Annotated in this window: 9 protein-coding genes; 5 read left to right on the top strand and 4 right to left on the bottom strand. The window is 66.0% G+C overall.

Going from position 1 to position 12,516, the window contains the following annotated elements; translation table 11 throughout:
• Window positions 1-248: 248 nt before the first annotated feature.
• Together EX88_RS0121325 and EX88_RS0121320 are read right to left on the bottom strand one after the other, a co-directional pair.
• Window positions 249-3,152 carry a TonB-dependent receptor domain-containing protein gene (locus EX88_RS0121325; RefSeq protein ID WP_031374006.1) on the bottom strand — a complete coding sequence of 968 codons (2,904 nt, stop codon included), beginning with the start codon at window positions 3,150-3,152 and terminating at the stop codon, window positions 249-251.
• 238 nt (window positions 3,153-3,390) lie between these two features.
• Window positions 3,391-6,342: a TonB-dependent receptor gene (locus tag EX88_RS0121320; protein ID WP_031374005.1), complete on the bottom strand. Its 2,952-nt coding sequence runs from the start codon at window positions 6,340-6,342 to the stop codon at window positions 3,391-3,393.
• Window positions 6,343-6,590: 248 nt separating this feature from the next.
• On the opposite strand from EX88_RS0121320, the gene EX88_RS0121315 reads away from it, so the two are divergent.
• Window positions 6,591-6,794 carry a hypothetical protein gene (locus tag EX88_RS0121315; protein WP_031374004.1) on the top strand — a complete coding sequence of 68 codons (204 nt, stop codon included), beginning with the start codon at window positions 6,591-6,593 and terminating at the stop codon, window positions 6,792-6,794.
• A 49-nt stretch (window positions 6,795-6,843) separates the two neighbouring features.
• Here EX88_RS0121315 and EX88_RS0121310 read toward each other — a convergent pair whose 3' ends face one another.
• Entirely contained in the window at window positions 6,844-7,707 is an 864-nt protein-coding gene (locus EX88_RS0121310) for a hypothetical protein (RefSeq protein ID WP_031374003.1), read from the bottom strand.
• A 135-nt stretch (window positions 7,708-7,842) separates the two neighbouring features.
• The gene (locus tag EX88_RS0121305) at window positions 7,843-8,760 is read right to left on the bottom strand and encodes an Hsp33 family molecular chaperone HslO (protein ID WP_031374002.1); all 918 of its coding nucleotides are present in this window, start codon (window positions 8,758-8,760) and stop codon (window positions 7,843-7,845) included.
• 207 nt (window positions 8,761-8,967) lie between these two features.
• Between EX88_RS0121305 and mtgA the strand changes: the two genes are divergently transcribed.
• From mtgA to EX88_RS0121285, 4 genes are all read left to right on the top strand, one after another.
• Window positions 8,968-9,717, top strand: a complete 750-nt coding sequence (gene mtgA, locus EX88_RS0121300) for a monofunctional biosynthetic peptidoglycan transglycosylase (protein ID WP_036149751.1) — start codon at window positions 8,968-8,970, stop codon at window positions 9,715-9,717.
• A gap of 142 nt (window positions 9,718-9,859) precedes the next feature.
• A complete protein-coding gene (locus EX88_RS0121295; RefSeq protein ID WP_031374000.1) occupies window positions 9,860-10,894 on the top strand; it encodes a glycosyltransferase family 2 protein in 1,035 nt (344 codons plus the stop codon).
• Window positions 10,854-11,282: a CBS domain-containing protein gene (locus EX88_RS0121290; RefSeq protein WP_031373999.1), complete on the top strand. Its 429-nt coding sequence runs from the start codon at window positions 10,854-10,856 to the stop codon at window positions 11,280-11,282. The genes EX88_RS0121295 and EX88_RS0121290 overlap by 41 nt, the downstream gene beginning before the upstream one ends.
• 178 nt (window positions 11,283-11,460) lie before the next feature.
• Window positions 11,461-12,090: a hypothetical protein gene (locus EX88_RS0121285; RefSeq protein WP_031373998.1), complete on the top strand. Its 630-nt coding sequence runs from the start codon at window positions 11,461-11,463 to the stop codon at window positions 12,088-12,090.
• Window positions 12,091-12,516: the final 426 nt, after the last annotated feature.

The following is a 12,516-nucleotide window of genomic DNA, read 5'->3' as shown; positions in this document are numbered from 1 at the left end:
CATCCTTGTCCTATCGAAAAACGGCGCACGTCCTGTGCGCCGCCCTCCGGGTCTCCGGGTGTTCTCGCGAGTTTGGTACTGCGCCAAGCTCATCGGGCAACGGCAACGGCAACGGCAACGGCAACGGCAACGGCAGGGGCAAGGGGCAAGGGGCAAGGGGCAAGGAGCGAATCCCCGTCACTTTCCGACCACCCACAAAAAAAGGCGGGCCGAAGCCCGCCTCAATTCGACTCGGATGATGCTTTTTATTAGAAGCGCATCGTCAGGCCCAGGGTGTAGTAGCGACCCAGGGTGTCGTAGTACTGCGGGAACGTGTTGCCGCTGTTGAAGCCGGTGCTGCCGATGTTGCTGCCCACGACCGGCGGCTTCTTGTCGGCGACGTTGTTCACGGTGAAGTTGATGCGAGCGTTCCACGGCAGTTCATAGGCCATGGTCAGGTCGAAGTAGTCGTACGAATCGATCGAGGTGTAGTCCGGGAACCACTCGATCGGACCCGGTTCGACGTCGACCGAGCTCAGGTGACGCCAGTTGAAGCCGAGCTCGAAGTCCTTGATCGACCACACCGCGCGGAAGTTCGACTTGTAGTCGTACACGATGCCGGCGATGACGTTGCACGAGACGCCGTAGACGCCGACGCAGTCGTGCTTGCCGACCTGCGGGTCGCCCTGGTAGTCGTAGGTGTCGGTCTTGGTCAGATCGAGCGCGAAGTCCAGGCGGCCCCAATTGTTGCTCAGCGGGATGCCGTAGCGAACGCCCAGGTCCCAACCGTCGGTGGTGATGCGGCCCTTGTTCGAGCGGTTGAGGAACGGACCGCGCGCACCGTCGCCGTTGAGCGAACCATCGAGCGGCTCGCGCGCGCCGATCATCAGCTGGCACATCGGGTGGGTGATGCTGAGGGTCGGGTTGAACTGGCGGTCGTAGCAACCGAACAGCGCATCGCCGAGCACCGGACGGGTGATCGCGTCCTTGATGTCGATCTTCCAGTAATCCAGGGTGATCGAGAGGTCTTCCATCGGCTGCCAGACCAGACCCAGGGTCTGGGTGTCGGCCTTTTCCGGGCCCAGGATCGGGTTGCCGCCGACGAAGGCGTTGGCCTGACCGGCGCTCGGGCCGTCTACGCCGGCCGCGCTGTTGAGCACCGCAGCCGGGACGCCGGTCGCGATGCACAGGGCGCCCACCGCGCTGCTCGGGCCGCCGACCTTAGCCAACTCGGAAGCCTGGCAGGGATCGACCGCCGAGTTGTCCAGGCCGGTGGTGATCGGCTGGAACAGTTCGTTGACGTTCGGGGCGCGGGTGGCGCGCTGGAACATGCCGCGGAAACGCAGGGTTTCGATCGGCGCCCATTCCAGGCCGTACTTGTAGCTGCCGTAGTCGACATCGGTCCGGCCGGACTTGAACTGGGTGTGGCGGTAGCCGCCTTCGAAGTTCAAGGCATAGGCGCCGGTCTTGCCGCTGATCAACGGCACGATCGTTTCGACGTAGGCTTCGCGCAGGGTCAGGTCGCCGGTGACGTCGGGATTGGCGCCGCCGGAGCCCTGGACTTCGACCGGATCGCGGGAAGCCGCGTCGGCCTTGTTCATCGCCTCGACCTTGCGGCCTTCCAGACCGAAGGCCAGGCCGATCGGGTAATCGGCCCACGGGCTCTTGAAGTTGTCGCCCAGGTCGCCGTTGACCGAACCCGACCAGACTTCCTGTTCGACGCGCTGAGTGGCGAAGGTCAGCACTTCCAGGAACTTCTTCGCGTCCTTGCTGATCGAGCCTTCCAGACCCCACAGGTTCAGCGGTACGCAGCCGTTGCTCGGGTCGATGCAGTTGATGCCATCGGTCGACAGCAGCGCCTGCTGAGTGCGGGCCTTGGACAGGAAGCCGGCAGACACGGTCAGCTGATCGGCTTCGCCGTGCGACCAGTAGGCGTCATAGCGCCAACGATCGTTGATCGCGCCGCGCACGCCCAGCGTGGCCTGGAAGACCTTGTTCTGGAAGTCGGTCGAACGCGTGCCCAGTTCGGTGGTGCGGCGGTTCAGCGTGGTGCTGACGACGCCGGCGCTGCCCACCGAACAAGGTCCGCCGGTCACGCCGAACTGAGTGCACAGCTGCTGGCGGGCCGGTTCGGGGATCAGCGGGTTGCCGATGCCGACGTTGAAGCGACCGCCGAACAGGCCGCCCGGGGCGATCTGCGAGAACACGTTCGAGCGCGTGTACAGCAGCTGGGTGTAGGCCTCGGCGTGCTCGTTGATCTCGTAGCGGCCCAGTGCGGTGGCCTGCCAACGGTCCAGAGCGGTCTGGTTGAAGTTATAGGGGTTGTAGTTGAACGGCACGGTGCTGCCGGTAAAGCGGCCGGTACCCGGGTCGATCTGGCCGAGCACGCCGGCACGGGTCGGAATGCCGGTGCCGGAGCCGCCCTGGCTGCCGTCGGTGGAGTCGAGGTTGAACTCGGAGAAATCACGCGCGCCCTGCAGCAACGGTTCGTTGTCGGTCTTGCCGAGGCTGACCACCACGTTGCCGCGGCCGTCGTCCAGGTTTACGCCCAGGGTGACGGTGGTGTTGCGGCGGTCGCCGTCCTGCTTGCTCGACTGGCCGTAGCTGGTGTTGACCTCGACGCCTTCGAAGTTGCGCTTGAGGACGAAGTTGACCACGCCCGAGACGGCGTCGGCGCCGTACACGGCCGATGCGCCGCCGGTGACCAGGTCGACGCTCTCGATCAGTGCGACCGGGATGACGTTGGTGTCGACCACGCCGAACAGGTTGAACGGAACGACGCGGCGGCCGTCCATCAGCACCAGGGTGCGGTTGTCGCCGAGGCCGCGCAGGTTGATCGTGGCGCCGCCGTTGGCGCCGTTGTTGGTGCCGGGGCCGATGGCCGGCACAGCGCCGGGCAGGACCTTGAGGAAGTCTTCGGCGGTGACCGGCTGGTTGCGGTCGATCTCTTCGCGATCGACGGTCATGACCGGGCTGTTGGTGGTCAGGCCGGGAATGGAAATGCGGCTACCGGTGACCTGGATGCGATCCAGGGTGGTGGCGTCTTCAGCGGGCGCTGCGGCGGGTGCCGCGGCGTCCTGGGCGGAGGCAAGGCCGGTGCCGGCCAGGCTGGTCGCGCCCACGCACAACGCGAATACGATCGCGTCGCGCAGTTTGGTGGTCTTCAGGGTCATCTCTCTCTCCAAGTCTGTCCTGAACGAACGGGTCCCAAGCAAAGGGGCTAGCCAAACGGCGCATACGTAAAGGCCTAAATTGGCAAAGCCGGCCCGATAGTAGACGCCTTGGCCGAGTAATTAAAGTGTTGTTAAGTGCTTTTTTGTCGCAAAAGCCCCTGCGACCCGGTTTTCGGGGGCGCAAAAGAAAACGGCCTCCCGAAGGAGGCCGTTCTCGTGTTGCGGCAACGCGTGGTGCTTAGAAGCGCTGCTGGTACTTCATGTACACGAAGCGACCGATGTCGAACTGGCCCTGGTAGGACACGTTCGCGCTCGGCTGGCTGTACACGGTCGGGCCGACGTGATCGAACACGTTGTTGGCGCCGAGCGCGACAGTCGCATTCCACGGGGTCGCGAAGCGGACTTCGAGGTCGTGGAAGGTGTTGGAACCGAGCTTGTTGGTCGGACGGGTCTGAGCCGGATTGGCGGCGCGGAAGGTCGGGTTGTCGCACTCGCTCGGGAAGAGCGTGGCCGACAAGCAGGTTTCCTTCATCGACGAGTAGTAACGCGCACCCCAGGTCGCGCTGACCGGGCCCTTCTCCCAGCTCAGGCTGGCGTTGGAGCGGACACGGAACGTGCCGACGAAGCCCGGCGACGTTGCGTAGCCGACCAGCTGCTGCGGCAGGGTCGTCGGGTTGGTGTCGGTCTTGATCTCGTCCTGAGTGGTGTAGGTCGTCTGCCAGTTCAGGTTGAAGTTGCCGTACTGCGTGGGCAGGCGGTAGTTCAACTCGAAGTCGTAGCCTTCGGTCTCGCGATAGCCGGCATTGATGCTGGTGAAGTTCAGGCTGTTGACATAGCCCAGGACCGGATCGCGGGTGAAGCCGGCGCAACGCGAGGCGTCGCCCTGCAGGTAGCAGTCGTTGAGCATCTGCGTCGGCGTGTCGGCGACGATGGTGTCTTCGATCTTGATCGTCCACCAGTCGAGGCTGACGTTCAGGCCTTCGACGAAGCCCGGGCTCCAGACCAGACCCAGCGTCTTCGATTCCGAGGTTTCCGGAATCAGGTTCGGGTTCGCACCGGAGAAGAACGCCACCGGCGTCTGCGCGTTGGTGCCGGTCGCCGGGACGAAGCCCTGCTGCAGCTGACGGAAGGTCGCTGCGTTGACGATATCGGCCGAGCAACGTGCGTTGCCGCGAGCGGCGCCGAAGGTCGTGTCGCAGGGATCGGTGAAGAACGAGAAGGTCTGCGAACCGCCACCGTACAGATCGTTGATGGTCGGAGCGCGGAAGCCTTCAGCCCAGGTGCCGCGGACCAGCAACGAGTCGATCGGCTTCCACTTGAAACCGAACTTGTTGTTGACCGTGTCGCCGAAGGTGTCGTAGTCCGAATAACGGCTGGCGACGCTGAAGCTCAGCTCCTTGGCGCCCGGCAGATCGGCGAGCAGCGGGATGGCGAGTTCGACGAAGAACTCATCGACCTTGTACGAACCTTGGGTCGGACCGCCGGCGAGGGTGGTCGAGTTGCCGGTCACGGCCTGCGCGTCGGGGATGAAGCGACCCTGTTCCTTGCGGTGTTCATAGCCGACCGCGAAGCCCAGGTCGCCGCCCGGCAGGGCGAACAACGAGCCGGCGAGGTTGGCGCTGTACACGCTGGTTTCGGTCTCGCCGCTCGAGTTCAAGCGCTGGAACAGGAAGTCCTGCAGTGCCTGGTTGCCGGTGAGGCCGCCGTCGCCGGTACGGCCGAACGGGATGAACGGATTCCACGGTACGCACTGGGTCAGCGGGATCGGGCTGGCGGCCGAGCCGCACTGGACGACGCCGTTGGCATTGAGGAACGACGGGCCCACCGCTTGCTTGGTGCGCTCGATGTTCAGGTTACCGTAGTTTTCCTGGGTGACCTTGTTGTTGTTGTACAGGTAGCCCACGTCCCAATCGAAGGTGCGCTCGCCGATATCGAAGTTGCCTTCGAGGCCGGCGGCGAAGCGCCAGGTGGTCGAGGTGGGCTTGTCGGTACGCGGGATTTCCCAGGTACGGCGCCAGAAGTTGACGTCCTGCGGAGTGGCGAAGCCGTGCTTGGTGCCGACCGGGTTGTAGTAGCTGTCGCGCGACATGCGGAAGCCGCCCGGGATCGGACCGGCCGAAGCGCTCTGGAACGGATAGCCGGCGACCTGACGCTCTGCATCGCGCGACGAGTACAGGATGTCGCTGCGGAAGCGCAGCTTGTCGTTGATGTCGAACACGCCGTTGACGAACAGCGAGCGGCTTTCCAACGGCGTACGCAGGTGCGTCTGCAGGTTGGTGTTGCTCTTGTCGATCGGCGAACCGTTCGGATCGGCAGCGGTGCCGCCGGTGTTCGAGTTCTGGGCGTGGTAGTTGGCGATGTTGCGGTAATCGGCGCCGGCGTTCAGCACGCGGTTGCCGCCGAGCGCGGTCGGCAGGTTGATCACGCCCCACTGGCTGACCGTGGTCCAGCCACGGGTCGGGTGCATGCCGCCCTGCGGATAAGCCGAGAATTCGCGGTCGCCCGAGAACACGGCTTCTTCCTTGCGGTATTCGACGGCGGCGGTCAGCGAACCGCGGTCACCGGTGAAACCGAGGACGAAATCGGCGCGCGTGGTTGCGCCGTCGCCCTGGCTGTACTGGCCGTAGTAGGCGTTGGCGGTGGCGCCTTCGAAGTTGGTGCGGGTGATGATGTTGACCACGCCGGCGATGGCGTCGGAGCCGTAGATCGACGAGGCGCCGTCCTTCAGCACTTCGATACGTTCGACCGCGGCGGTCGGGATCAGCGAGACGTCCTGGAGACCGCTGGTGCTGATGCCCAGGCGCTTGCCGTTGACGAGGATCAGGGTGCGGGTGGCACCGAGGTTACGCATGCTGATGAACTGGCCGCCGACGTTTTCGCCGGCCGACAGCGGCATAGCGCGGCTGATCGCCGGTGCGCCGACTGCAGAGATGTTCTGCAGGATTTCGGCGACCGACTGGAAGCCTTGCTTTTCGATATCCGCGCGGGTGATCGACAGAACCGGCTGTGCGGTTTCGAGATCGACCTGACGGATGCGCGAACCGGTGACCTCGATGCGGTCGAGGGTGGTCGCTTCCTTCTGGGCGGGGGCGCTCGCTTCCTGCGCGCCGGCGGCACCTGCGAGGGCCGTCGAACCCACTGCGAGCGCGAAGGTAATCGCGTCGCGGAGCTTGGTGGTTTTAAAAGTCATTCTCTCTCTCCGAATCGGTCTGGTGTACCCGTGTATCCCGCCGGAGGAGTCAAATCAGACGCCAAGGCCGGCAAGGTTCGCCGATCCTAACCGCGCCTTCGGAAAAATTAAAGTGTCGTTAAGCGTCTATTTGTGACGTATGCGGCGTGGGGGCTGTGAGCCAGTCTCCACCGTACTTTCGCGTACATTTTCTGGGAGCGACCATCACGTTCGGCTAATGTGCCTATTCAGCTAGCTGACGGGGTCGAGTGAAGCGGGCATGGCTAGGCGGCAGGCGCGAGGAGATATCCGCTGCGCCGTGGGTGGAGCGAAGTACGCTCGTCGTCGAAAACTCGTCCCTGGACGATCACTTCGCCGCCGCGAGCAGGCAGAACGGCTGGCGACGCCAGGCCGATGCGCATTTCTTCGCCGCTGCGGCCGTCATGGCCGAGGTCGCTCAGGAGATGTTTTGAAGGAGGCGTGCCGCCTCGGATCGACAGAACCGGTCGGGTCGGGACCCGATCAGAGATCCTGCTCGTAGCGGACGTAGGGCACGGTGCCTTCGTCCTTCTCGCCGTTGCCCGGGGCGAACGGGTTCTTGCCGCGCGTGACGACGTTTTCAGCGCCGACGGTGAGCTGGCCGCTCCACGGGGTGCGCCAGGTCAGGCCGACGCCGAGACCTTCCCACTGGCCGGGGCCGGGGGTGTCGACGACGCGGCCGATGATATTGGCGCCGAAATTGCCGATGCCGGCACCGAGGGTGAGGCTCTTGCTGCTCCAGCGATCGGCCAGGCCGGGCATCTCGCCGGCCGGGATCAGGCGCGCACGCGCCCAGGTGCCGCCGATCGAGACCAGGGCGTCGCCGCTACCGACGTTCTTCTGGCCGTAGACGGTGAGGGTGTTCTGGTCGACGCGGCTCGTGCGGCTGTTCGGGCTCAACCAGGCCGGCATGGTGTCGCGGCCGGTACCGACGGCGACGCCGACGCGGCCGCCGGGGCGGCTGATGCTGGCGCCGGCGGAGACCTGACGGCTGTCGTTGCGAGCGTCGTCCTCGTCGAGGGAGGCGAGCAGGCAGTGATTGGCGAGGTTGCCGACCACGCCGGCCAGGCCGGCCTTGCGATCGCAGACCAGGCCGAGGCCGTCGCCGCCATCGAGGCCGAGCGCCGCATCGAAGGTGTTGTTGCCGGATTTCCAGCGTATGCCGGCCGCCTGGTTGCTGGCGGGCTCCAACTGCAACAGGTATTCGAGCTTGCCGTTGTTCTGGTTCCAGACCGGCAGATAGGTGGTGTCCGCACGCTTGCCCGGCAGTGCCTGCGCATGCGCGCCCGCAGCCACGCCGAAGGCGAGCGACAGGACAAGCGGCAATTGGCGCAGGTGCTTGAGCATGGATTCTTTAGGAGTGCGGACCGTCGTTATGACCGGGTGAAGCCGGCCAAGTTCCCCATTTCTTGCCGGCCGACTATAGCCGGTTTATGTTTATTTAACAATCGGGACGATGTCTCAAATCCGACCGATTCGCCCTCACTGTAGCCGGTCCGGAGCCTCTATTTCATGGGCTGCGGCGGCAAACAGGCCGGCAATTTGGTTGCGGTCGAAACCATAGCGCTGGCCGCAGAACTCGCAGCGGATCTCGGCCTCGCCGTCGGCTGCTGCGGCCTCGGCTTCCTCCTGGCCGAGCGAGACCAGCATGGCCTCGACCCGCTCGCGCGAGCACGAGCAGGCGAAGCCCAGCGGCTTGCCGCCGAGCAACTGGATGCCGTCCTCGTGGAACAGCCGGGTCAGCAGGGTGTCGGTCGGCAGCTCGAGCAATTCCCCGGCGCTCAGGGTGTCGAACAGGGCGCCGACCCGGACCCAGCCGTCGTCGTCGCCCTCGTCGCCGGGCAGCTTCTGCAGCATCAGGCCGGCGGCCTGCCGTTCGTCGGCGGCCAGCAGCAAACGGGTCGGCAACTGCTCGGACTGGCGGAAATAGCCCTCGAAAGCGCCGGCGAGCGAGTCGGATTCGAGCCCGACCAGGCCTTGGTAACGGACCGGTTCGCGGCCGTGCAGGCCCGGGTTCTCGATGGTGATGGCGAGCATCGCGTCCGGCCCCATGCCGCGCAGGTCGCGCGATACCGCGCCGGCGTCCTCGTCGAGCTGGGCGATGCCGCGCAGGGTGCCTGCGGCCGTGCATTCGGCGAACAGGGTGCGCAGCGCGCCGTTGCCGCGCAACTGCACCGAAAGCCGGCCGTCGACCTTGGCATGGCCGGTGAACAATGCCGCCGCTGCGGCCGCCTCGCCGAGCAACTCGGCCGCGGCGGCCGGGTAATCCGAGCGTTCGCGGATCTGCTGCCAGGTATCGTGCAGGTGGACGCGCACGCCGCGGACGCCGGCGCCTTCGATCAGAAAGCGGGTCAGGCGGTCGCGGTCGTCGGTGTGGGCGGCGGGGCGGGCTTCGGTCATCGTCGTACTCTCGGTCGCGCGGATCGTGCGGTTATGCGAATGCGGGACGCGGCATCGCGGATAATGCGCGGGTTCCTGTGAAGGGGGGTGGTAAAGCATGCCGATGCGTTCGGAGCGAATTTCAGCCGTGCTGGCATATGGGCGCTCGCGCGGCCACCGGGCAAGAGTGGGGACGGAGGCGATGCGGTGCAAGGCTTGACCGAGCGTATGTCCGCACCTCCCGGAGGCGAGCCGGCCGTGTCGGCGCCGCGCCCGCGGCGTCTGCAGCGTTGGCTGCGCTGGCTGGTCGCGTTGCCGTTCCTGTTCGTGCTGGCCTCGGTGCTGCAGGTCGCGACCCTGCGCTTCGTCGATCCGCCGTTCTCGGCCTTCATGATGATCCGCCAGCTCGAAGCCTGGGGCTCGGGCGATTTCGGGTTTCGTCTCGCCCACGATTGGCGCGACCTCGAGGAGATGTCCTCGAACGTGCCGGTCGCGCTGGTGGCGTCGGAAGACCAGAATTTCGCCGAGCATTTCGGCTTCGACCTCAAGGCGATCGAAAAGGCGCGCAAGAACAACGCGCGCGGCCGCAAGGTCCGCGGCGGCAGCACTATCAGCCAGCAGACCGCGAAGAACCTGTTCCTGTGGAGCGGCCGCAGCTGGATCCGCAAGGGCGTGGAGGCCTGGTACACCTTGCTGATCGAGTCGATGTGGTCCAAGCACCGGATCATCGAGATGTACGCCAACTTCGCCGAGTTCGGCGACGGCGTATACGGCGCCCAGGCGGCGGCGCGCACCTATTACCGCAAGGACGCGCGCCAGCTCGGCGCGGCCGAAGCCGCGCGCATGGCCGCGGTGCTGCCGAACCCGAAGCGCTACAGCATTTCCCGGCCCGGCCCCTACGTGCAGCGCCGCGCCGGCGCGATCCAGCGGCAGATGCGTTCGATCGGCGGCAACGGCTATCTGAAGCAAATCGAGTGAGTCCGGATCGAATGCGTGCGGATTGAATGAGCAGGGTCGAGCCGGCCGCCGCCCGGCGGATCGGCCCGAGGTCGCGGCGTCTGCGCCGCCGCCGATCGGCGATCACATCGGCGCGGCCGGCGTCGCCGCTACTATGTCGGGCATGAATCGCGATCTAGTCACCGTCGTCCTGGCCGCCTTCGACGAGGCGCCCAGCCTGCCGTTGCTGCAGCCGCGCATCGCCGCGGCCCTGGATGCGCTGGCCGCGCAGGGCGTCGACGGGCGGGTGCTGTATATCGACGACGGCAGCCGCGACCGCACCTGGGAGATCCTGCAGGGCATCGCCGCGGCCGATCCGCGGGTCGCGCTGCTGCGGTTGTCGCGCAATTTCGGCAAGGAAGCGGCCTTGACCGCGGGCCTGGACCGGGTCGAGCAGGGCGCCGCCCTGATCCTCGATGCCGACGGCCAGGACCCGCCGGAACTGATCCCGCAGTTCGTCGCCAAGTGGCGCGAAGGCTACGACGACGTCTACGGCACGCGCCTGGAGCGCGAGGGCGAGGGTTGGTTCAAGCGCGCCACCGCGCATGCCTTCTATCGCGTGATCGGGCGGCTCTCGCGCACGCCGATCCCCGCCGACACCGGCGACTTCCGCCTGCTGTCGCCGCGCGCGCTCGACGCGCTGCGGCAACTGCGCGAGCGCCACCGCTTCATGAAGGGCCTGTTCGGCTGGGTCGGCTACAACCGCATCGCCTTGCCGTATCACCGCGAAGCGCGCGTGGCCGGGGCCAGCAAGTTCAACCTGTGGCGGCTATGGAACCTGGCGCTGGAAGGCATCACCAGTTTCTCGACCGCGCCGCTGCGCCTGGCGACCTACCTGGGCCTGGCGACCGCGTTGGTGGCCTTCGCGTTCGGCGCCAAGGTGGTGTTGAAGGCGCTGCTGTTCGGCGACCAGGTCCAGGGCTGGCCGACGATGATGGCGGTGATCCTGTTCCTGGGCGGCGTGCAGCTGATCGCGCTGGGCCTGATCGGCGAATACCTGGGCCGGCTGTACGAAGAATCGAAACAGCGGCCGCTTTACCTCATCGACACCTGGCAGCCCGCGCCAGGAGTATCCTCGGACCAGACACGGTTTCCCCAGTTCGCGGAAGGAGACAGTCATGCGCACCGTAAGACAGTTGTTGGAGGCGAAAGCGCCTGAGATCCATGCGATCGGCCCCGACGCGCCGGTCATCGACGCGATCCGGCTGATGGCCGAAAAACGCATCGGCGCGGTGCTGGTGATGGACGGCGCGCGATTGGCCGGGATCCTGTCCGAGCGCGACTACGCCCGCAAGATCGTATTGCAGGGCCGGTCCTCGGCCGATACGCCGGTGCGCGCGATCATGACCGCCGAGGTCGTGGTGGTCGGGCTGGGCGACAGCGCCGACCATTGCATGCAACTGGTGACCGACCAGCGCATCCGCCACCTGCCGGTGGTCGACGGCGGCCGCGTCGTCGGCGTGGTATCGATCGGCGACCTGGTCAAGGCGGTGATCGAGGACCAGCAGGTCGAGCTGGATCAGCTGCAGCGTTACATCGCGAGTTAAGAACCGCGCCAGTCAAGAGCGGCGCCAGCTGAGGGGGCGGCAGGCGATGCCGCCGCGCCGCGATTCGCTGTCGGCGCCCGGCGGTGCACGCACGGCCGCGGCGGCGACGACCCATTCGCAGGAAACCTGCGCGCGATGGGATGATGTCCGTCCCGCGTCATTCCTGTGAAGGATCACCATGAGTCGATACCGTTTCGCCGCCTTGCGCCTGCCCGTCGCCGGTCTTTTTGTCGCGGCCCTGGTCGCCGCCGCGGAGGCAGGATGCGCGGCGTCGTCCGACGCGCCTGTCGAGGCGACCAAGACACCGGGCAAGACACCGGACAAAACCGGCGCGGCGAAGCCGCCGGGCCCGCCGCAGCGCCCGGCGCAGGCGACCGTCGCCGACGGCGGCAAGCGCATCGACGTGGCGACGGCGGTGCTCGATTTCCCGATCGATTTGAAGTCGGTGTTCGACGAACGCGCAGTGCGCATCGACCGCGTCGCGATCCTCGGGCAGGAAGATCGCGGCGAGCGGTTCGACCTGTTGTTGCGCATCGAAGGGCCGAGCGATCCGAAGGCCGAGGGTGGGCGTTGCCGCGACGGGCGCGAGATCGTACTGCGGGAGATCTCCTTCGACGGTAACGACAACATGATCACCGGCTCGCAGGACTACCAGTCCTGCCTGAAGCGGATCCGCCCGGTCGCCGAACGCCGCTTTCCCGACGGGCGCGTCGAATACGACCTCAAGCATACCTATCCCGCCGGCGATACCTGGGACGTGTACCTGAAGTACGACCTCGCCCATCCGGGCGCCGGCGTGACGATGTAGGCGCCCAGCGAGATTCATCCCGATGTTGCGGATCCGTCCTGTGTAGGAGCGACGTGAGTCGCGACCACCTGACGCGCAGAAACAACAAGGCCGATACCGCTCATCGAAGCGGCATGCCGTCGCGAGGGTAGGAGCGGCGCGAGCCGCGACCGCGGGGCTCCGAATCGCCGTGGTCCTTTCGATGCTGTCGCTGTCGTGTCGCCGTTGCCTTGGCCTTGGCTGTTGCTGTGCGCCGTTTCGCACTAGCGAAGGCAATGGAAGACCCGGAGGGCGGCCCGCATGGACGCGGGCCGTTTTTCATCGGGACATGGATGTCCCGTATGAAAAATCCCTGCGTCAGCATCGATCGTGCGGGCCTGTGATTCAAAGCAAAAGCATTTTTCTTTGGTTACCTTTCTTTTGTTGCTTATGACAAAAGAAAGTAAC

The organism is Lysobacter antibioticus, assembly GCF_000731095.1.
Lineage (GTDB): Bacteria > Pseudomonadota > Gammaproteobacteria > Xanthomonadales > Xanthomonadaceae > Lysobacter > Lysobacter antibioticus_B.
Note: the sequence above shows the minus strand (reverse complement) of the source record. Positions and strands in the feature narration are given on the sequence as shown.